The sequence below is a fragment of the Zobellia alginiliquefaciens genome (assembly GCF_029323795.1).
GTDB lineage: Bacteria > Bacteroidota > Bacteroidia > Flavobacteriales > Flavobacteriaceae > Zobellia > Zobellia alginiliquefaciens.
Map to the genome: position 1 here is coordinate 2,246,581 of NZ_CP119758.1, position 22,319 is coordinate 2,268,899.

Consider the following 22,319-nt stretch of genomic DNA (forward strand, 5'->3'; position numbering starts at 1 on the left):
AACCCCCGTTAATGCGCTTTCCTTTTGTAGCCCTCTTTTTTCTTATATGGCAGTGTACTGTTTGGGCTCAAACGAGTCATTCTATTGAAGGGGAGATTCTCTCGCTTCGGTCAAAACTGTCTATTGTAAATGCAAAAGTTAGCTTGGAAGGGCTAATGATTTCTTCCAATTCCAATGATAAGGGAAGATTTGCTTTATCTGTTCCAGATGCGGGTGAGTATATTTTATCCATAGAAGCTACAGGTTATATCGTAAAACGTTTGCCTGTTTCTGTAACGAAAGAGAGGCTTGATTTAGGAACACTTTTGCTAGATCAAGACCTGCAAATTGAACAGTCGGACAATCTTATTTCTCTAAGCGATTCAGAATTGTTAGATGATGAGGTAAGCTCTAATTCATCGGGATTGCTGAGGGCAACACGCGATTTGTTTCTCAACAGAGCGGCTTTTGATTTCGGTCAGGCATTTTTCCGAGTTCGTGGTTATGACTCGCAAAATGGAACTGTATTGCTGAATGGTATTTCAATGAACAAGTTTTATGACGGCAGACCGCAATGGAACAACTGGGGCGGCATGAACGACGTAACTAGAAATCAACAATTTACGAATGGACTTGAGGCATCTGATTATACGTTTGGTGGTATTTTGGGGAACACCAACATAGATACCCGACCTTCTGGTTTGAGGCCGGGTACGCGCCTTTCTTCGTCTTTTTCGAACCGAACCTATGCTGGGCGGTTAATGGCCACATATACTTCAGGCGTTCAAAAAAATGGCTTAGTATATAGTGTATCCGGTTCAAGAAGATGGGCAAAACAAGGTTATATAGACGGAACTTTATACGATGCGTTTTCGTTGTTTGGTGCTATAGAGTATCAGATTAATGAACAACATAGTCTAAATGCTACAGCTCTGTGGGCTTCCAACCGGCGAGGACGTTCTTCGGCAATAACGGAAGAGGTTTTTGAGTTGGCAGGGAAGAAATACAATCCCTATTGGGGAGAACAAGATGATAAGATTAGGAATTCTCGGGAACGAAAAATAGCGGAACCCATTTTTATGCTCAATCATTATTTTAACTCGGAAAAGTTTAGTTTAAATACTGGAATGGCCTATCAATTTGGCACAAATTCTAGAAGCCGCTTGGGGTACTATAAAGCTCCAAATCCTGACCCAACATATTACCGTTATCTGCCTAGTTTTTACATTAACAGCCCCGTGGGTGCCAATTTTATCAGTGCAAATACGGCAAAAGAAGGTTTCTTGAACAGTCCTCAAATGGATTGGAACCAAATTTATACCGCTAACTCAAATGGGCAGGCTGCTTATGTGCTGTATGATGATGTTGCAGATGACACTCAGATAAGTGTAAATACAATAGGAAATCTAATTTTGACCGATAGGCTCTTAGTTGATTTTGGTTTCACCTATAAAACCATGAATTCAGAAAATTATGCCAGAATCAATGATTTGTTCGGTGCTGATTTTCATTTGGATATTGACCCTTTTTCAGAAACCCTAAATGATAATACCGGTCAGGTAGAGAAAACTGAAGGTGATATTTTTAATTATAAGTACCTAATGGATGCTGATCAGTTTGAAACGTTTGCCCAACTTAGGTACAATCAAGAAAAGTGGAGTGCTTTTATTGGGGGTAAGTATATGACCACCGGTTATCAACGTGAAGGCCTTTTTGGCAATGATCGCTACCCAAATAATTCTTTAGGTAAGGGAGAGACTATTAGTTTTAGTACATACGGAGTGAAATCGGGTTTTACCTATAAGGTAACGGAAAGGCATTGGTTATCTGCTCATGGGGCATATATGAATAGGCCTCCAGTGTTGCAAAACGTATTTATCAACCCTAGGGAAAATAATAGTATTGTTCCTAATATCCAAAGCGAAACAAATTCCACTTTAGACCTTAATTATTATTTACGCCTTCCAAAATTGACAGGGAGGCTGACAGGTTTTTATACCCGTTTTCAAAATACAACAGACGTTAATTTCTTTTTTGTTGATGCGGGTGTTGGGTCGGACTTCGTGCAGGAGGTGCTTACAGGTCTAGATAAGCTTCATATGGGCACGGAACTGGGGTTGGAGTATCAATTGTCGTCAGCGGTAAAACTAACCGCTGTGGCTGCCGTAGGTAAGTATGTGTATGCAAGCGACCCTAATGTTGCCATTAATTTTGATACGGCAGGAAGGGAAGAAGACCTTATCAATTTAGAAGGAGCGGTAAACCTGGGTGTCGCAAAGGTTAAAAATTATAAATTGGCGCAAGGTCCACAGCAAGCCTACGCAATAGGTATTGAATATCGCGATCCAAAATATTGGTGGGTGGGTGCTACAACAAATTACTTGTCAAATAATTATGCCAATATATCTACTCTTACTAGAACCCGAAGTTTTTATTTGGACCCAGAGACAAATCAACCATTTCCGGAGGCCACAGAAGAGAACGTTAGTAACGCGCTGGCCCAAGAGCCATTAGATAATTTTTACTTACTAAACCTAGTAGGTGGTAAATCTTGGTTGAGAAAAGGAAAATATATTAGTGTTTTTGCAAGTGTCAATAATCTTTTTGATGCAGTGTATCGAACGGGAGGTTATGAGCAGAGTAGGAATGGCAATTATGGTCAGTTCAAACAGGATAATTTAAGTGGTACGCCATCCTTTGCACCTAAATATTGGTATGGTTATGGACGCACTTATTTTTTGAACTTGGCATATAGTTTTTAGTATAGAATAGATGAGAAAAAGGTTTAACTTCAATAATCTGGTTTTTGTTTTGTCGGTTTTTATAACCGTATGTTTTTGTGGTTGTGTAAAGAGCCGTAACTACGAACAGTTATCAAATGATTGTATATCGGACCTGATGGCTAATGCTACCTTTTTAGAAGTGAAAAGTCTTTATAAGGGCGATACTTTCCAAATACAAGAGGATTTGATTATTGAGGGGTATGTGGTTTCTTCGGATGTAGATGGGAACTTTTTTAGTGTATTATATTTTCAAGATAGTCCCATGAACCCAACCGAAGGATTCCAGATAGAAATAGACGTTAGGGACTCACATTTGTTTTATCCGACAGGAACAAAAATCGGAATCAAATTAAAAGGCTTATATCTGGGAAAGAGTAAAGACGTATTTAAACTTGGGGCTACGTTTACTTCTTTTGGAAATGTTTCCGTAGGCAGAGTACCTGCTGCAATAGTTGACGAACATGTTTTTAGGATCTGTAATGAGGAAAAGATGATGGAGGAGCCTACGCTAGTTTCAATAGCCAATATTAATAAAGAGCTTACAAATACACTAGTGAAATTAACGGATGTAGAGTTTAAAGAAGAGGAGTTGGGAAAAACATATGCAGAAGAAGGAGTGGAAACAGAGCGTGTTCTAACTGATTGTAACGATAATGAGATTGTTGTTGTAAATAGTGGGTATTCTGATTTCCAAGCCCAAATTCTTCCAGAAGGCAGAGGGGATTTAATTGGTGTTTTGTTGCGAGAAAATGATGAGTATAGAATAAGCATACGAAGCACTTCGGATATCAATTTCAGCCAAGAGCGTTGTGTTGAATTGATAGATGAATTTACCTCTGAGAATATCCTTATTTCGGAACTGGCGGATCCTGATAATAATGCTTCGGCCAGATTTGTAGAACTCTTTAATGCATCGGAAGAAGATTTGAGCTTGAAGGGTTGGAAATTAAAACGGTATACCAACGCAAATACCGAGGTCAGTTCAGAAATAGATTTATCAACATTATTAATTAAAGCCAAAAGTTATTTGGTGATTTCGGCAAACAAAGAAGAGTTTGAAACCGTTTATGGATTTGCTCCTGATCTGGGGGTGGGAACCAATAGTCCAGCAGACTCAAACGGCGATGATAATCTAGAATTGGTAGACCCTTTTGGAACTGTTATAGATATTTTTGGTGTGGTCGGTGAAGACGGAACGGGAACCAACCATGAATTTGAGGATGGCAGAGCGGTACGGAAACAAGAAATAGTAAAGGGTACTGCAATTTATAATATGCAGGAGTGGAATATATCTAATGATACTGGTGGGGCAGGAACTACAAATCAACCTAAAATGGCACCGGATGACTTCTCTCCCAAGAAATAAAACTTAAATCAATTTTACAGAAGAATTTTCTCTAGTTGATCAGCATAAATGGGCTTAATAAGATAATTGCTTTCTAGGTTAAAGCTTTTTGCGGTTTCTATGTCTTTAGGGTTTATTGAAGAGGTCATCATGTAGATAACGGGCTCTTTTTTGTCCTTTGGCCAGATTTCGCGCATTTCGGAAATAAAATCCCATCCGCCCATGATAGGCATATTAATATCTATAAGGATCAGTGAAGGCAACTCGGTGTTTTGAGTAATCATTTCCTGAACGCTTTCAATGGCGTCAAGTCCATTTTCATAGACAATTGGTTCAGAAGGGAACTCTAAGGCTTGCATGGCGCGCTTTAGCCCAAACACAACTATTGCATCGTCATCAACAATGCAAATTTTATCAAATTTGGTCATTTACTTTTGGGGTAAACAGGGTTAAATTTTCATGAAAGAAATGGCTCTCATGAAGGTTTAAAAATAAGCAAATGCTTTTAGCTGCCAATGCTTTGAAGGATATTGTGTAAATCCTCTATTGAAATAGGTTTTAAAATGTAATTATTGATAATCTCATATTCTTGAATTCTTGTAATATCCCTGGGGTCAACGGAAGAACTTATAATGTAGATGGTAATCTCTTCGCTATTGTTATTGGGTAGCTGAACAAATTCATCTAAAAATTCCCATCCGTTCATAATTGGCATATTTATGTCCAAAAAAATCATAGGAGGTAATTCTTCTCCTTTTTCGGTCCTCTCTTTTAGACCCTCATATGCCTCTAGGCCATCATTGTAGACAATGATTTCGTCCGTGAAATTCACCTCGTTCATTATGCGCTTTGTGCCATAGATAAAAATTGGGTCATCATCTATAATGCACACGCTCTTAATTTTAGAAATTGTTATACTCATGTCAATGGTTTTTCAAAATATAATATAAATACACTACCTACATCTACGGTGCTCTCCACCTCAATTTTACCGTTCATGGCCTCCATTTGATTTTTTGTGATGAAAAGTCCAATTCCCTTGGCATCTTTGTTACGGTGAAAAGTTTTGTACATACCAAACAACTTATCGTTATGCCGCTTTAGGTCTATTCCCAAGCCATTGTCCTTAAATGAGACTTTAATGTGACTTGATTTTCTCTCTGAACTTATTTGAATTAAGGGAGGTCTTTCCGGAGAACTATATTTGAGGCTATTGGTAATTAGATTTAAAATAATACTGTCTAAATATGCTGGAATGCCCTTTATAACAAGGTCTTTGGGGACATTTATCTCGCAAACGGCTTTTTTTTCCTTTATAATTAGATTTAGATTTTTTTCTACGGCTTTAATAGCTTCATAAAGGTTAATGTCCTTCATTTTTTCAATAGCACCAATTTTCACCTGCACAACTTCATTAAGGTGCAAGATGGTTTCATTAAGACTGTCCGAAGCACCGCGGAGCATTCCCAATAGATTTTTCCGCTCGTTATCGCTCCTTTCTTTTACAAGAAAATTGGTGAGCATAGATAGGTTGCTGGAGTGGGAGCGCAAGTTATGGGATACGATATGGGCAAAGTTTAAAAGACTATCATTCTGTTCCGTAGTAATATCTACTAAGCGGGTTAATTTCTTTTCATTTTCTATCTGCGGGGTAATATCCGTAATCTGAGAAATGAAATGTAAAATTTTACCGTTAATGTTTCTAACTGCGGTTACCGTTAATATTCCGTGAATAACACTGCCGTCCTTATGGAAATAGCGTTTACCTATCTGGTAACTGGGTATTTCACCGGCAATGGTTTGGTGAAGTAAATCTAAATCATTCTGTAAATCTTCGGGGTGGGTTATTTGCTGAAAAGTTAATTTAAGAAGCTCCTTTTCTTTATAACCTAGACTAGAGCAAAGACTTTGGTTCACTTTGATCCATTTGCCAGATATACTTACAATGGCCATACCTGTATCCGAATTTTCGAATGCGCCAAAAAATGACTCTTGACTCTTGGCGAGCATCATTTGGCTATTCTTCAGCTCCGTAATGTCCCAATTGGTACCTGTCATTTTAATGGCTTTCCCATTAGAATCTCTTTGGGTAACCGCTGTGGCCTTTATGAATCTAACTTCTCCGTTGGGCCAGATAACTCTAAATTCGGTGTCAAAATCTTTTTCTCCGGATATGGCCATGGCAATCTCTTGGTCCCCGCGCTTTTTATCATCAGGGTGTAGACCGGCCTGCCAGGCTTCGTACTCACCGTTAAAATCATTTTTGTTAATTCCGTAGAGGCGGTACATATTATCGTCCCACACGAGTTGGTTGTTTACCATGTCATAGTCCCAAATGCCAACATTGGCTCCTTGGGTAGCCAAAGCTAACCGCTCACTAACTTTGCTTAGGCTAAGCTCGGTTCTCTTTTTTTCGTCAATATCTTGGAAGGTACCGTACAGGCGTTCACATTTACCATCAGTAAATACAACTTCTCCTTTAGCGCGAACCCAGAGTTCTTTTCCCTTTGCCGTAACAATTATTAGTTCTGTATCCCATGGGGTGCCATCGGCAATTCCATTGCTGACCAGATTGGTGATTAAATCTCTGTGTTCTCCTTTTTTATAGAAGTTAATACCGGATTCTAAGTTAGGTTCGTAGTCCCTAGGTACTTCATGTATATCCTTGGTTATGTCGGTCCAATATATATTATTGGTAGTCATATCTAGTTCCCAGCCACCTATTCGGGCAACCTCTTCGGCCTTGGCATAAAGTTCTTCGCGTCGTTTGGTTTCGGTTACATCTTCTAAAAGAACAATAAGACCTCCAATTTTTTCATCGGAATCTGTCCAAGCACTTATTTTCCATTTTATCCATTGTTCATTGCCATTGGGGTAAATGAATTTTTGACCAGAATTCATATTTTTGGAGCCATTTTCTAGGCATTCTTCAAATATGGGTTGTAGTATATTTTTGGTGTGGGGTATAACCTGGTAATAATTTTCGCCGATTATAGATTCGTAATCGGGGCAAAAGTCATTTAGCCAGACTCTAGAATTTCCTGCAAAGCGTAGTTCAGTATCTAAAATAGCAACTGCGCTGGGGGAATCTTTGATTAATGAGGTTATCGAAAGAGTTTGCAATTTATATTCGTTTTATCGTAAAAATAGGTTTTATCTATCTAATGTAAGTATGAATAGGATGCATTGTGTTATACGTGTAAGGGATTTTAACAAAAATTACGGCAATAATATACGAAAATTCTCTCAAAATTACATCTGAATAATTCGTTTTAACTTCATAAGAAGGTGTTTTCCTATTTTTTCCTTTGGTTCATTTAAAAAAAGTTTTGTTTTAATCGATTAATATATAGTGAAAATCTATTTTAAAATAATCTTTTAATATTGATTATCTATGCTCTAATTGCCCCTTATAAGTATCTTTATACAATAAATAGTACTGATGTTCAGTATCATAGGTAGGAAATTTGAATTAAGAAAATGTTGATATAATAAAAGAGTGGAGCAGCAGTATATACCATGGCTCTTTTGTTTAAATTTATAAAATGAACGATGTCGGAAATTTATGTTTTGGACAATTGAAAAGCAGTAAATATTTTACGGATTATGAACGATAAATTTTTTAATGAAATACGCTTGGGTAACCTCAAAGAGGTGAGTTCAATGCTTAATGAGAGTCCTGAGTTGGTAAATGTTACTGACCAGAGAGGTTCTACGCCCCTTATTTTAGCAACCTATTACGATCAAATAGAAACAGCAGAACTCTTACTTGAAAAAGGAGCAAAAATAGATGCAATTGATGCTTCTGGTAATACTGCTTTGATGGGGGTTTGTTTTAAAGGTTTTTCCGGGATAGCACAAATGTTGATAGATAAAGGGGCCAATGTAGATGTGCGTAATTCCATGGGAGCAACAGCCCTTATTTATGCAGCTACGTTTAAGAGGGTTGAGATCGCCAAATTGTTGAAGGACAAAGGAGCGGATACAACTGTCAAAGATGCTAGAGGCAATACGGCATTAGATCATGCAAAGATGCAAGGTGTTCCTGAGCTCATAGATTTGTTAAATACTCAGGATTGATATTCAGCAAATGGTGAGGCAATTAGATAAGATAAAGCGTATAAAAGCTCTGGCAGAAACAGGTCTTGTTTATGCCGAAGATGAATATCATCGCGAACGGTATGAGGAGCTAAAAGAAATAGCGTTAGACTTGTTGGCTTCTGTTGCTGATCGCCCTATAAATATCTTGAAGGATTTCTATATGCCGGTTACTGACTATCCCACGCCCAAGGTTGATGTACGGGGACTAGTGCTGAACGAAAAAAATCAAGTTCTAATGGCTAAGGAAAGTATTGATGGCAAATGGACCATACCCGGTGGATGGGCGGAGGTAGGTTACCCACCATCAACATGTGTAACCAAGGAAATTGAAGAGGAGACGGGATTGCATACAAGTGTAGTGCGGCTCTTGGCGGTATATGATAAGCAGTCACATCCGCATCCGCCACAGCCCTTTTATGTCTATAAATTATGTTTTTATTGCCAAGTTGCCGGAGGAGAGCTCAACCATGGTTTTGATATGCAAGGAGCTGCTTTTTTTGATCTGGATGACTTGCCCCAACTTTCAAAGGACCGTATTTTGGAATCACAATTAAAGCAACTACATGCCATGGTAGTGGAAAATAAAAAGGATGTATATTTTGATTAACTTTTTCTATGGATGAACAGCTTAAAGTGGCCTTGGTACAAACCTCATTGGTATGGGAAGACCCACAAACCAATAGGGAAGACCTGGGCTTAAAAATTGATGCTATTTCTTCGGATGTTGATTTGATTATACTTCCGGAGATGTTTACTACCGGTTTTACCATGTCTCCTCAAAATATTGAGAAAGATGAAGGGCCGCAAACCTTAATCTGGATGCAGGACAAAGCCAAAGAAAAAGAGGTGGCCCTAATAGGAAGTGTAGTCTTCCACGAGAACGGATCGTATACAAATCGCCTTTTATTTGTTGAACCGGACGGAAAAGTTTCAATCTATGATAAGCGCCATACCTTTACTCTTGCCGGTGAAGATAAAGTGTATAGGGCAGGCAATGAACGGCTGATCGTAAATTATAATGGATTTAAAATATGTCCTATGGTCTGTTATGATTTACGTTTTCCTGTTTGGGCCAGAAATACCGAGGATTATGATGTTTTGGTTTATGTAGCCAACTGGCCAGAACCTAGAATTACCGCTTGGGATACGTTACTAAAAGCACGTGCCATAGAAAACATGGCCTATTGTATTGGGGTAAATAGAATTGGCTCGGATGAAGTTGGTCACAAGTACCCAGGGCATTCAGTAGTGTTTGATAGTTTGGGGAAGGATTTGGTATTTTCCTCAAAGGAAGAAATTGTAACCGCTACATTAGCAAAGAAACATATTGAGGAAGTCCGTAATAAGCTTAAGTTTTTGAATGATAGAGACCACTTTAGTCTGGAATAATAAATGTTTGTTCCATTTCCCAGTTGGCACGTACTTCAATTACATCGGGGTAGTAGCTTATTTTTTCAGGTTGTTGCTGTTTAAGAAAATTACCTGTATCCCATTTTCCATTGCCGTTAGTGTCAAAAATTACCCGAACCAAATACTTTGATGGTTCTAGATTATTGAATTCAAATACTTTTGGCTCTTCTGCTGTAATCTCCCGCTTCAGCTTTCCTTGTTCATCGGTTAATTGAACAATTATTGGATAATCCGCACCGGTAATATTGAATCTTAAATTACCATAATCAGCATAACTTCCAGTAGATAGGTAGTAGGAGGTAGTGTCGTTCGGTTGTTCAAAGAAATCTGTAATGGCGCCAGGCAGTAGGTCCAACTGGTAACTTTGATTTGGTTCAATAGCAAAATTAACATCAATTTTATTCTCTATGGTATCCAGTTTGGTGGTGAAATCCACCGCCAGGGAGTCTTGATTGGTTATGAAAATAAGTGTAGAATCTATTGAACTGATAGGTGTTGTGGACGAAATAAAAAATGGGTCGTTAAAATTAAGCGAACCGTTTTGATTGGGATTCAATCTCATAGAGTCAATCTCTACCTTTCTGTTTTTAACAGTGAAGGTGTCAGTAATTTGCAACCTTTCATTTGTGGCCGTAAAAACAATGGAATCCATTTCATAAGGTGTGAACCAGAAATTGAGGGTGTCCTTATCTTTTTCTTTGAGTATTTTGGTCTTGACAGTATCCGGTATGGAGGTTATAGGTTTTATTTCCACATCGCTGGCATCGCCATAATAACCAAAAATAATCTTGTTTTGAGCCACTAGGCTTGGTACGGCCATGCTGTAATTAGGTACTTCTTTGAAGAGCGTAAGTACGTAAGTAGAATCCGTAGGCAAGTTAATGGTGTCTTTTAGAAAAGCTATTTTATCCACGTTCTGATCGAACATATTGTTCTTGGCTTCGTCTTTAAGGGCAAAAAGCTTGTACTGTCCTTCCTTTAAATTCTTAAGTTTAAAAATAACCGCACTATCTAGAGTGTTTGTAATATAGTTTGGCGGTCTTTTAAAAATGGTAGAATCAGTATAGGCCGTATCAATTTCATAGAGCATAACACTTATAAAATCATCCGCTTTCTTCTTAAAGGCATCTTTTACCGCTCCGGTCAGGTCTAAGGAATCAATATAATCTCCGGTAGAAAAAACATAAGTCAAAAAACTACTAGGGTTTCCTTCATTATTGTCTTGTACACTTTGACCGAAATTTAAGGTGTACGTAGTGTTTTCCCGTAGGGTATCCTTAAATTTTAATTCTACGTATTTACTGGCACCTCCCTGCGGTTTTATGTCTGGTTGATATTTTAAAGGAGGGGAAACTATAAGTTGTTCCTGAACATCCGTAAGTTTAATGAACTCATCAAAATATAGCCTAATGCGGCTAGCCTTAAAATTGGTGGTCATACTGTCCGGTTCTGTTTTGGTCAGAGAAGGAGGGGTAAGGTCTTTAGGGCCTCCACTTGGGCTACCTCTACGTGCACATTGCCATAAAACGGCAACTATCATAAATAAAAATAGAAAGGTGAAAAACCGGCGGACCATATGACTAAACTATAGCACAAAGAAACAACTAATTTTCTTTAATTCCATACTTATGGTACCACGGCCATACTGGTAATGTAAACTGTAGTATTTGGAGCTTGGGCGAGTACGCGGGCACAAATTTCCATAGTAGCTCCCGTAGTGATGACGTCATCTACGAGAAGTATGTTTTTGCCTTTTATAGCATTGGGGTCAGACAAAATATAAAGGTCTTCAATATTTTGCCATCTTCCTATTCTTCCCTTTTTTGTCTGCGTTTTTGTATTTGCGGTTTTGATCAGAATGGTATCTGAGTAATCTGTGTTTAAGTGAAAAGCAAGGCGTTGGGCAAATGAAGAAACCTGATTGTATCCGCGTTGTCTAAATTTTTTCTTGTGTAGCGGCACCGGAATAATAATGTCAATAGAATTGTGAAGTTCTTTATTTTCTTTTAGAATCTGCCCATACCAATCGCCTAAAAAGGAGCCAACTTCCTCTTGATTTTTGTACTTTAAATGGTGAATAAGCTCTCTAACAATCCCGTTTTCGGAGAAAAAAAGCATTGAACTTGCTTTTTTTATGTTAATTCTGCCATAAAATATACGGTCAACAGGGTTTTCATCGTTAAAAGTATAATCGGTAAGTGGCAAATCGTTTCGGCAAATGGTACAGATGAGTTTCTCTCCTCTGTTTAAATGAACATTACATCCAAAACATACCCTTGGTGCTAAGACCGAATTAATATCATTTAGTATATTTGCTAACATTTTAAAGACCAAACTTTTGCCCTAGTGCAACCTACTTAAAAGCCCCACACGCCCCAATGGACGTTCAAGATACTAAATTTAACTACAAAATAATACTTGCTGCACTGGTTGCGGTTATCATAGGTATCTTGATAGCATTTTACTATAGCTATGCGCAATCTAGAAGTCAGATCGTTTTCTTGGAACAGGAAAAAGAATTGTTGGTAAAGGACCTTACCATCATGAAAACTGATGTTGATAGACTCTCCGCTCTTAACGAGGTAAATGAAATTGAGCTGGAAAGTTCAAAATATAGGGTGCAACAATTGTTGGATTCTGTGGGTCGTTTAAACTTCACGGTAGAAAAGCTTAGAGAGTATAAAACAGAACTTCGTAGATTGGAAGCTAAGAACGACAGTTTAAAGCTCAAGAATAATTTCTTGAGATATAACAATATGTTGCTATCCGATAAGTACGAAGAGACAAAGAAGCAAATAGAAGTTTTAAGAGGAAAAAGTAGTTCTCTTGCAGAAGCGGAAGCCCTTCAGAGAAAAAAAATAACGGAGTTAAACAAAGAACTCAAATCAAAAAAATATTTGGCGTTACAAAATACGGAAGGTAGTGGCTTTAGGTTGCGTTCCGGTAAACCTATCAAAACAAATAAAGCTTCATTAATAGAAAAGCTTCGTGGTTGCGTTACCGTTGCTGCAGATGGTCATGAGTTAAATGCAAAGAAGGTTATTTACTTTCAGTTTTTAGATTCCAATATGAGGGTGATTGAGGATAACGCAAATACAATTGCCGTAAATGGTAATATTTACAGTAAACGAGTAGAGTTTACATTTAGCGGTGAGGAGACCAATGTGTGTGACTTCATTACCTTGCCGCAGGGTTCTTTAGGGGAAGGTATCTATAGATTGAACGTTTTTGAAAACCAGAAACTTCTATCTTCAAGTGAATTTGAACTAAAATAAATTTTTACCGATTGCCCTAATATTCTATTTTTGCCGCATGGCAAAACAAGAAGACGATTTTAAGAGGGTAATTTCCCATGCAAAGGAATATGGTTATGTATTCCAATCCAGTGAAATATATGATGGGTTAAGTGCTGTTTACGACTACGCGCAGAACGGTTCGGAACTCAAAAAGAATATAAGGGAATACTGGTGGAAAGCTATGGTTCAGCTCAATGATAACATTGTTGGGATTGACGCTGCTATTTTTATGCACCCTACTACTTGGAAAGCTTCGGGCCATGTTGATGCTTTTAGTGACCCGTTAATCGATAACAAGGACTCCAAAAAGAGATACCGTGCAGATGTGCTCGTTGAGGATTATGTGGCCAAAATCGAAAATAAAATTGAAAAAGAGGTAACCAAAGCAGCAAAACGTTTTGGGGATAAGTTTGATAAAGAGCAGTTCTTGGCTACAAATCCTAGGGTTGTTGATTATCAAGAACAAGCAACTTCTATTCTAAAAAGGTTGGGAAAATCTTTGGAAAGGGAAGATTTAGAAGATGTTAAAAAACTAATTGAAGAGTTAGATATCGCTTGCCCAATGTCTGGGTCTAAGAATTGGACGGAAGTAAAGCAGTTCAACCTTATGTTCGGAACAAAATTGGGAGCTACGGCAGAAAGCGCCATGGACCTTTATTTACGTCCGGAAACCGCACAAGGTATTTTCGTAAACTTCTTGAATGTGCAGAAAACGGGTAGGATGAAAATTCCTTTTGGAATAGCCCAAACGGGGAAAGCATTCCGTAATGAAATAGTAGCACGTCAGTTCATTTTTAGAATGCGTGAGTTCGAACAAATGGAAATGCAATATTTCATTAAACCGGGAACACAGCAAGAATGGTACGAAAAATGGAAAGAGAACCGTATGAAATGGCATCTTTCGCTAGGTCTTGGCCAAGAGAATTACCGTTTTCATGATCATGAAAAATTGGCACATTATGCAGATGCTGCCGCAGATATAGAATTCCGTTTTCCTTTTGGATTTAAGGAACTTGAAGGAATACACTCTAGAACAGACTTTGATTTATCGAGTCATGAGAAATTTTCAGGTAAGAAATTGCAATATTTTGACCCTGAAACTAGAGAAAGTTATGTGCCGTACGTATTGGAGACCTCAATAGGTTTGGATCGTATGTTCCTAGCTGTTTTTTCTAACTCTTTACGAGATGAGGAACTGGAAAATGGTACGGTCAGAACGGTCTTGAAATTACCTGCTGTTTTGGCACCTACAAAGGCTGCAATATTTCCATTGGTGAAAAAAGATGGGCTTCCTGAAATTGCTCATAAGATTATTGATGACCTTAAGTGGGACTTTAATGTGGTGTATGATGAGAAGGATGCCGTAGGGCGTAGATATAGAAGGCAAGATGCCAATGGTACGCCTTTCTGTATTACCGTAGATCATCAAACGGTAGAGGATAATACGGTAACCATTCGCCATAGAGATTCTATGGAGCAAGAGAGGGTTGCTATTACCGACTTAAAAGGAATTATTGCCCAAGCAGTTGATATGAGAAGCTGGTTAATGAAAATGCAGGAGCAAGAAGTCTAGATTTTAATTGCTAGGCTTAAGCTGCTATACCAATTTCTTCCATTTCCGGGATAAAAATATCTGGGTTCACTGCCGCCAAATCCTGTGGCATTGATAAGTACGGATTGGGCATATTGAGTGTCAAAAATATTATTGATACCAAAGTGCAATCCAAAATTGAACCTATGGGAAACCTGTTTTCTGTATCCTAGTTTTGTGTTCCATACATTGTAAGAGTCACTGTACAGCGTATTGGCATCTGTAAGGGAAATTTCATCAACATATTGGTGGGTGGTGTTCCAGTAAAATCCAGTATTTGCCTGTATTTGCAATCCGGAATTAAATCTGTGTTTTGGCACCCCGGTCAAAGGGTTTCCAGAGAAATCATTGTCTCCATCAATAAATTCTACAAAGCTAAAATCGCTTAAAGTGTAATTTATAAATGGTCGTATTTTAAGCCAAGAGGAGATAGAAGTGGTATAACTCAACGCTAGGTCTATACCTTGGTGTTTAGTACTTCCCGCATTTTTGCCAACATACTGATCTTCGCCAATGCGCTGGTCTACCAATAGATTTTTGATGTCCATATGGTACACGGCCATATCTACATGAAGTTTTCTTTTGAAGAAGTAAAGTTGACCACCTAGTTCGTAATTAATGCCTGTTTCCTGTGCAATATCCGGGTTGATTACTCCTTCTGGTGTCAAAGACCTTTCTAGGCTTGGATTTGAGAAACCACGGCTTATATTGGCATAAACTTTATAATTCTGGTCAAAGTCATAGTTGAGGTTTAGACTAGGCAGGGCAATGACATCAAAGTTCCTTTTTGCATTTTTGTTGTTGGCGCCCGAATTGAATTTATCCCTAAAATCGTAATGTGTTTTGTTAATGTTAAGTCCTATTTGCGCTGTAAATTTATCATTTAAGGGTAGTGTTAAAGTGCTGAAGGCGTTGAATTTTCTACGAAACTCTTTATTGTCGCTTAGTTGTTGCCCAAGTAAACTGCCATTTCCATTATTGTCTTCGTATAAATTTTCAAACGTGCCCCAATTGTATTCGTCTTTATATAATTCAGCTCCAAAAGTGTATTCTGCTTTTTTCTGAAGAAAATCAAAACTTCCTAGAAAGCGTGTTCTAAAGCCATAGCCATTAGTTATTTCATCCAGAATGTTGAACGGCCTGGGCTCATAATGATCAAGATAGGTGTAGAAAACGCTAGTTGTATTTTCTAATTTTGTACTGAATTTATGCTGAAATGACAATCCTGCTAGTGTATAATTGTTGTCTTCAAAACCTTGGGCGGACTTCCAAGTAAAAGCAGCTTGTTTCGGGTCTTCTTCTATGGCAGATTTACTTATGGAACTTGGTATTTGAGCAAAATAGTCAATATGGTTCAGTAAAAAGGAAATTTTGTTTTTAGGGTTGATTTGGTATGAGGTGTTAATGAGAACCCCATCACGCTCAAACTTATTGTTCTCACGGTACCCGTCCGTTTCCATATGTCCGTAACTAACTTTTAATGAAAGTTTTGAGTCTGAATGGGAAAACATAAGATTGTTCTTTTTCAATCCATAGGAACCTAAGGTAAAATTATTTTTAAATTGAGATTCTTTATTGGTATTTTCTGGAGAGTGCAAAATGATAGCGCCACCAAGTCCTGAGCCATAGGCGGTTCCTTTAGGGCCTTTAATTACTTCTATGCCTTCTAGGTTTTCTAGGTCGTACGCTTCAATGGTAGAAGTCCCGGTGCCATTGGTCAGGGGAATCTCATTATAGTAAAGATTAAGCTTGTCCGTTCCGTATTGCGCGCGGGCACCAATGCCCCTTATTGTAATTTTATTGGTGTTTAAAGCTCCCGAGAGAACAAATACACCGGGTATTTCGTTTATGGCGGATACCATATCAACAGGACTATAGTTTTGAATATTTTCTGAGGTTACTTTTGCCGAAGCTATAATGCCGGTTGCTGTTTTGGGTAAAACCGTATCTGTGATAGTTACACCTTCCAAACGGGTAATACTATCTTTTTTTGATTGGCTCTGAGCGTTTGTAAAATGTACACATATAACTGCTAACAGGACCACAAAAATATATCTCATAGGTGATTATTTATTTGAAGTGGCTAAAATTAACAAACTCACAGGGCATCTTTGCACACAATGCTTATTTTCGTAACGCAAAAAAACAAAAGACGTGAAAATAGTATCCTACAATGTAAACGGCATCCGTGCCGCAATTAACAAAGGTTTTATAGAATGGTTGCAAACTGTTGGGCCTGATGTGGTTTGTCTACAGGAAATAAAGGCAATGGAAGAGCAATTAGATCTATCTCTTTTTGAAGAAGCGGGGTATGCCTATAATTATTGGTTTAGCGCTCAGAAGAAAGGGTATAGCGGTACTGCAATCCTATCAAAAAAACAACCGGATACCATTCAAAAAGGAACGGGTATAGATTATATGGATTTTGAAGGCCGAAATATTAGGGCAGATTTTGGAGATGTTTCAATAATGAGCATGTATTTGCCCTCTGGTACAAATTTAGCTCGGTTGGATCATAAGCTAATGTACATGGCAGATTTTCAAAAGTATGCGGACGACCTTAGAAAAACACGACCTAACCTAATTGTTTTAGGCGATTATAATATTTGTCATGAAGCTATAGATATCCATGACCCTGTGCGTAATAAAAATGTTTCCGGGTTTTTACCTGTAGAACGTGAGTGGATAGGTGGCTTTATGGAAAGCGGATTTATTGATAGCTTTCGTCATTTTAACAAAGAACCTGATAATTATACGTGGTGGAGTTACCGGGCAAATGCCAGAAACAACAATAAAGGATGGCGTTTGGATTATGCCATGGTTGCAGAACCATTAAGAGATAGATTAAAAAGATCGGTAATCTTGTCAGAAGCAAAACATAGCGATCATTGTCCTATTTTAGTTGAAATTGATACGCCTTAAGCCAGTGAATCGGTTGTATTCATTCCTATTGAAATAAGTATTTCGGCGAATTTTAGAGAACAATCGGTAAGGGGTTTTTTGTAACCCTTCAAATTGCTTAAATTTGGGCTTTTTGAAAAATAGCACCCCAAAATACCCCAAAGAATACATGAAAAATACTACCCTACCCTACACTGATATAGAAGTCAGTAAAATTTGCCTTGGTACAATGACCTGGGGCAAGCAGAATACGGAAGCAGAAGGTCATGAACAGATGGACTATGCCCTTCAAAAAGGAGTTAATTTCTTTGATACGGCAGAGCTCTATCCTGTACCTGCGCATCCTGACCGTCATTCTGCCACCGAAAAAATCATTGGAACCTGGTTTAAGAAAAACGGAAACCGCGATAAAGTGGTTCTGGGAACTAAAATCGCAGGTAAGGCCGAGTTTACAAAATTTATACGGACCAACGGATTTTCTCCGGATGCCATACGTAGTGCCGTTGAAGGTAGTTTAGAACGGTTGCAGACAGATTATATTGATTTATATCAATTGCATTGGCCTGAAAGAAATACCAATTATTTTGGAAAAAGAGGATATAAACATGACATCTCTGACCATTGGAAGGATAATATTCACCAAGTGTTGGAGACCATGCGAGATTTAATTCGCGAAGGAAAAATTAGACATGTGGGTATATCTAATGAAACGCCATGGGGAACTATGCGTTTCTTAACGGAAAGCAAAGTGCATGCTAGTCTTCCGCGAGCTATAACCATTCAGAATCCATATAGTCTTTTAAACCGTCAGTTTGAAGTAGGGCTTTCAGAAATTTCATTACGTGAAAAAATAGGTCTTTTGGCTTATTCCCCAATGGGTTTTGGAACCTTGTCCGGAAAATATTTGGGCGGTATGAAACCTGCTACGGGCAGGATTACGCTATTTCCTAATTACAGTAGATATAGTAGTGAGGCAGCAGTTAAAGCAACCGAACAGTATCATGACCTAGCGGAGAAACACGGACTTTCTATGGCGCAAATGGCTCTGGCTTTTGTGAATACAAGGCCATTCGTGACCAGTACCATTATTGGTGCTACATCAATGAAACAATTGCAGGAAAATATTGCAAGTATAGACCTAAAATTAAGTGAAGAAGTGCTTGAGGGTATTGAGGCAATACATAATTCTATTCCTAACCCTGCGCCATAAACGGAAACAGACATTATGTTCTTTTTAAAAGTAGGCTTCGGTCAAATTATAGTAATAGTGGCAGTAATCTTAATTATAATGGTTACTGCCCGTATTCTGCGGGATAAGAGATAAATAGTTGTGTTAATTAGCTTGGTTAGCCAAATAAGGAGCTGACCATATCCTCTATTTTTGCAACAAGATGGATTTCTATTTTTGTGTTTTTTAAGGCGATTTTGTTGTTCTTGGAAACATAAATAGAGGTGAAGCCTAATTTCTCTGCCTCCGAAATTCTTTGGTCAACTCTTTGTACAGGTCTAATCTCACCTGCTAGACCAACTTCTGCGGCAAAACAAACTCCTTTTTCTATAGGAATATCTTCGTTGCTGGAAAGTATTGCGGCAATTACGGCAAGATCAATGGCGGGATCATCTACAGAAATACCTCCAGTAATATTTAAGAAAACATCTTTCGCTCCTAATTTAAAACCTGCTCGTTTTTCAAGTACTGCCAACAGCATATTCAGTCGCTTGGCATTGTAACCTGTGGTGGAGCGCTGCGGAGTTCCATAAACTGCCGTACTTACCAAAGCCTGTATTTCTATCATAAGAGGCCGCATACCTTCTACAGTAGATGCTATGGCCGTTCCGCTTAGGCCTTCATCGTTCTTGGAAATTAATATTTCAGATGGATTGTTCACTTGGCGCAGTCCACTACCTTGCATTTCATAGATTCCAAGTTCTGCAGTTGAGCCAAATCTATTTTTCAGAGAACGTAGAATGCGATACACATAGTTGCGATCACCTTCAAACTGTAATACGGTATCAACCATATGTTCCAAGATTTTAGGCCCGGCTATGGAACCGTCTTTGGTAATATGGCCAATGAGAATAACAGGTGTATTTGTCTCTTTGGCAAATTTGATAAGTTCTGCGGTACATTCCCGTATTTGGGAAATACTCCCGGCAGCAGATTCTATATAATCGGAATGTAATGTCTGAATTGAATCGATAACAACAATATCCGGTTCTGTAGATTCTATTTGTTTAAAGATATTTTGGGTCTTGGTTTCTGTAAGTATAAAGCAGGTTTCGCTATTCGGATGAATTCTATCCGCTCGCATTTTAATCTGTTTTTGACTTTCCTCTCCCGAGACATATAAAGTTTTATACGGAAGTTTTAAGGCTATCTGTAGAAGCAATGTACTTTTACCAACACCAGGTTCACCGCCTAACAAAACTAATGCGCCGGGCACTAGACCGCCGCCCAATACGCGGTTGAATTCCAGGTCAAATGTATTTAGCCGTAGTTCCTTATCCGTGCTGATTTCATTAACACGTAAGGGTTTCGCTATTTTTTTTAGGGGAGTTGTATTGGCCTTCCAGCTTGTTTTTTCTTCCTTTTGAACAACCTCTTCAACTACAGTGTTCCATTCTTTGCAAGCGGAACATTGTCCCACCCATTTGGCATATTGAGTGCCACAGTTCTGGCAGAAAAATGCGGTTTTTGTTTTGGCCATATCTTAGTTTGAAGATTGGCCTAAAGGTAAAAATTTGTTTGATATTTATGCGGATATGTAGCTTGATTTAGTATCCAAAATCAGCCTTCAAAGCATCTATTTTCTCTAAGGCCATTTCTTTGGTCAAGAAATCTATTTCATCCATGGCGAAAGCTTTTTCAAAGGTTTTGAACGCTTTCTTAGGTTCACCTAATTGCTCATAATATTCGCCTTCAAAATAAAAGCCCATCATAGTTTCAGGGAATTCCTTTTTACAAAGGTCTGAAAGCGGTTTTAAAGACTCGGTATCTTCTTTTTTTCGGCATGCAGCATAAACGGCCATGATATCGTTAAGGTCAACCGTTTTTTTAAATCCGAATAAATCTTCAATACTCTGGTATTTGTTTTCTAGGTACTGAAAAACAGGGTCTTCTGAGGTTAGTATTTGTTCTTTGTATTCTTTTGGGCTAATAGGCTTGAACATGCCAAAGATATTATCAAAAGCCTTTCCTAGGCCATAGGTGGCTACAGAAATATGGTCGGCACCATCATATTGCTGAAAGTTATAATGAAGCGATTCTTTTTCGATAGCTTTAATAGCTTGGTTCATTTGAAGAATTCTGGGCGTGTTTTTGTTCTTTTCGCCCTCAACGATCAATTCATAAAAAATTTGTTTGTCAAACGCTGCCAAACGTGACGGAACCCTGGTTTCCATCTCCGGAGCCAAAGTAGGGGAAATATTTATATACGCATTGAAAAGCGAATTCTCCTTAAAGAGCCAGTAGTTGGTAAAGTTGGCTGTTATGTCATAACCCACAATCATTTTAAATGGTGCGGTACTGTAGTTAAGGTCAAGGTATGGTATGATTTCCATTCCTAAAAACTCAAAGAATTTTTTTGCCTTTTCGGAGGGAAGTCCAGAGTCTGGTTCAAAAGCGCAATCGTCAAAACGGATACTCTTTTTGCTTTGCTCTATACCAACAACAATACTAGCTGGCATGCCATGAAACTTATGGTAAAATTTAGCGTTGGCAACTACTTGGTCAAAGAGATATTCCCCATCTAGTACAACAATTAGGGGGTATTTTTTTTCTTCATCATAATCTTCTGGAAAGTAGTATTTTACATCGCGTCTTTCCTGTAATTTGAACGATTCAAAAATCTCTTGTGTGACTTGTGCGTTTAGAGAAGCGCATAGTAGGCATGCAAAAAAAGTAAGTTTGCGTAACATGGTTCAGTTTTTGGGTACAACAAAACCTTATCGGTTTCTGTTGAATAACGGTAATACCAGAAAAGATATTGCCCCAAAAACGACTATCATTAGAGTTTGTGCTATCCACATAATCCACCCAAAGGCATCGCCCGAGACAGCACTAATACCAAAAATGGTTAATGCACTGCTTACGGCAATAGGATAGAGGCCGATTCCGCCATTGGTGGCGGTCATGGCAAACGATCCTGCTACAAAAGCTACCATCAACTCACTTAAGGAAAGGCTAATGGTTTCCGGAACGGTGAATTTAATAACCCAAAGCATGCCAATATAACAGCCCCAGATGAAAAGAGTATGTAGTACAAATGCCCATTTCTTTTTCATTTTAAAAATGCTAAAAACACCTTCCATAAGACCTTTTACGAAGCCTTTAATTTTAACCGCTATGGCGTGCGATGATTGTTTAATGAAGATAAAAAAGAAGACAAGTCCAATAATTCCTGCGCCCATTAATATTAGTAAGCCTTTCATATTGAATCCTTTTTCTTGTAAAAAGCCTAAAATACTGTCTGTTTGAAGTATTAAGGTTAGACCAATGATCAATAGTAGCATAATTACATCAATAACGCGCTCCGTTACTATGGTTCCAAATCCTTTTTCAAAGGGTACGTCTTCATAACTGGTGAGTGCGGTAGCTCTTAGTATTTCGCCTGTTCTAGGGATGCCCAAGTTGGCAAAATATGCCATTAGAAGAATGAATACGTTATTAATGACCTTGGGTCTGTAACCTAGGGGTTCCAATAGAAAATTCCAGCGAACGGCTCGTGAGATATGCCCGAGCATACCTAAAAAAATGGAAAGGCCTACCCAAAGAAGGTTTGCTTCCTTTATGTAAAATAATATCTGTGTTCTGTCTTCTGGTGAGGTCTTTTGGTAGGAATACCAAACTAAAAAAACTCCCAAGACGATTGGGAGTGCTGTTTTTAGTACCTTTTTAATATTTTCGTTCAAGG

At 38.3% G+C, this 22,319-nt stretch carries 18 protein-coding genes; 9 read left to right on the forward strand and 9 right to left on the reverse strand.

Translation table 11 applies throughout. The annotated features are described in order from the left end of the window. Positions 1-11: 11 nt before the first annotated feature. Together P0077_RS09520 and P0077_RS09525 are read left to right on the forward strand one after the other, a co-directional pair. On the forward strand, positions 12-2,741 hold the full coding sequence (locus tag P0077_RS09520; protein WP_276168945.1) for a carboxypeptidase-like regulatory domain-containing protein: 2,730 nt from the start codon (positions 12-14) through the stop codon (positions 2,739-2,741). Positions 2,742-2,751: 10 nt separating this feature from the next. Continuing rightward, positions 2,752-4,128: a DUF5689 domain-containing protein gene (locus P0077_RS09525; RefSeq protein WP_276168946.1), complete on the forward strand. Its 1,377-nt coding sequence runs from the start codon at positions 2,752-2,754 to the stop codon at positions 4,126-4,128. Between the two features lie 14 nt (positions 4,129-4,142). Here the strand turns inward: P0077_RS09525 and P0077_RS09530 are convergent, their stop codons facing one another. The 3 genes from P0077_RS09530 to P0077_RS09540 form a co-directional block, all read right to left on the reverse strand. Continuing rightward, positions 4,143-4,535 (reverse strand): response regulator, encoded by a 393-nt coding sequence (locus P0077_RS09530; protein WP_276168947.1) that lies wholly within the window; start codon positions 4,533-4,535, stop codon positions 4,143-4,145. A gap of 77 nt (positions 4,536-4,612) precedes the next feature. Next, on the reverse strand, positions 4,613-5,029 hold the full coding sequence (locus P0077_RS09535; RefSeq protein ID WP_276168948.1) for a response regulator: 417 nt from the start codon (positions 5,027-5,029) through the stop codon (positions 4,613-4,615). Beyond that, positions 5,026-7,230: a PAS domain-containing sensor histidine kinase gene (locus P0077_RS09540; RefSeq protein ID WP_276168949.1), complete on the reverse strand. Its 2,205-nt coding sequence runs from the start codon at positions 7,228-7,230 to the stop codon at positions 5,026-5,028. Before P0077_RS09540 ends, P0077_RS09535 begins: the two co-directional genes overlap by 4 nt. Before the next feature lie 483 nt (positions 7,231-7,713). Between P0077_RS09540 and P0077_RS09545 the strand changes: the two genes are divergently transcribed. The 3 genes from P0077_RS09545 to P0077_RS09555 are packed head-to-tail and all read left to right on the forward strand — an operon-like array spanning position 7,714 to position 9,597. Next, on the forward strand, positions 7,714-8,187 hold the full coding sequence (locus P0077_RS09545) for an ankyrin repeat domain-containing protein (RefSeq protein ID WP_276168950.1): 474 nt from the start codon (positions 7,714-7,716) through the stop codon (positions 8,185-8,187). Positions 8,188-8,197: 10 nt separating this feature from the next. Beyond that, positions 8,198-8,815, forward strand: a complete 618-nt coding sequence (locus P0077_RS09550) for an NUDIX hydrolase (protein ID WP_276168951.1) — start codon at positions 8,198-8,200, stop codon at positions 8,813-8,815. 8 nt (positions 8,816-8,823) lie between these two features. Continuing rightward, on the forward strand, positions 8,824-9,597 hold the full coding sequence (locus P0077_RS09555) for an amidohydrolase (protein ID WP_276168952.1): 774 nt from the start codon (positions 8,824-8,826) through the stop codon (positions 9,595-9,597). Here the strand turns inward: P0077_RS09555 and P0077_RS09560 are convergent. Continuing rightward, a complete protein-coding gene (locus tag P0077_RS09560) occupies positions 9,584-11,158 on the reverse strand; it encodes an Ig-like domain-containing domain (protein ID WP_276168953.1) in 1,575 nt (524 codons plus the stop codon). The genes P0077_RS09555 and P0077_RS09560 overlap by 14 nt on opposite strands. A gap of 86 nt (positions 11,159-11,244) precedes the next feature. Then, positions 11,245-11,940, reverse strand: coding sequence for a ComF family protein (locus P0077_RS09565; RefSeq protein WP_276168954.1), 696 nt, complete (start codon positions 11,938-11,940; stop codon positions 11,245-11,247). Between the two features lie 56 nt (positions 11,941-11,996). On the opposite strand from P0077_RS09565, the gene P0077_RS09570 reads away from it, so the two are divergent. Together P0077_RS09570 and P0077_RS09575 are read left to right on the forward strand one after the other, a co-directional pair. Continuing rightward, entirely contained in the window at positions 11,997-12,893 is an 897-nt protein-coding gene (locus P0077_RS09570; RefSeq protein WP_276168955.1) for a DUF8428 domain-containing protein, read from the forward strand. A gap of 37 nt (positions 12,894-12,930) precedes the next feature. Next, positions 12,931-14,487 carry a glycine--tRNA ligase gene (locus P0077_RS09575; RefSeq protein WP_276168956.1) on the forward strand — a complete coding sequence of 519 codons (1,557 nt, stop codon included), beginning with the start codon at positions 12,931-12,933 and terminating at the stop codon, positions 14,485-14,487. Here P0077_RS09575 and P0077_RS09580 read toward each other — a convergent pair. Continuing rightward, complete coding sequence (locus P0077_RS09580) at positions 14,484-16,565, reverse strand: TonB-dependent receptor family protein (protein ID WP_276168957.1); 2,082 nt, start codon at positions 16,563-16,565, stop codon at positions 14,484-14,486. The genes P0077_RS09575 and P0077_RS09580 overlap by 4 nt on opposite strands. Before the next feature lie 94 nt (positions 16,566-16,659). Here P0077_RS09580 and P0077_RS09585 point away from each other — a divergent pair, with 94 nt between their 5' ends. Beyond that, complete coding sequence (locus P0077_RS09585) at positions 16,660-17,427, forward strand: exodeoxyribonuclease III (RefSeq protein ID WP_276168958.1); 768 nt, start codon at positions 16,660-16,662, stop codon at positions 17,425-17,427. Positions 17,428-17,575: 148 nt separating this feature from the next. Next, complete coding sequence (locus tag P0077_RS09590; RefSeq protein ID WP_276169188.1) at positions 17,576-18,616, forward strand: NADP(H)-dependent aldo-keto reductase; 1,041 nt, start codon at positions 17,576-17,578, stop codon at positions 18,614-18,616. A gap of 136 nt (positions 18,617-18,752) precedes the next feature. Here P0077_RS09590 and radA read toward each other — a convergent pair whose 3' ends face one another. The 3 genes from radA to P0077_RS09605 form a co-directional block, all read right to left on the reverse strand. Further along, positions 18,753-20,114: a DNA repair protein RadA gene (gene radA, locus P0077_RS09595; protein ID WP_276168959.1), complete on the reverse strand. Its 1,362-nt coding sequence runs from the start codon at positions 20,112-20,114 to the stop codon at positions 18,753-18,755. A 67-nt stretch (positions 20,115-20,181) separates the two neighbouring features. After that, positions 20,182-21,324, reverse strand: coding sequence for an alpha/beta hydrolase (locus P0077_RS09600; RefSeq protein WP_276168960.1), 1,143 nt, complete (start codon positions 21,322-21,324; stop codon positions 20,182-20,184). 27 nt (positions 21,325-21,351) lie between these two features. Then, positions 21,352-22,317 (reverse strand): lysylphosphatidylglycerol synthase transmembrane domain-containing protein, encoded by a 966-nt coding sequence (locus P0077_RS09605; RefSeq protein WP_276168961.1) that lies wholly within the window; start codon positions 22,315-22,317, stop codon positions 21,352-21,354. Between the last annotated feature and the right edge of the window lie 2 nt (positions 22,318-22,319).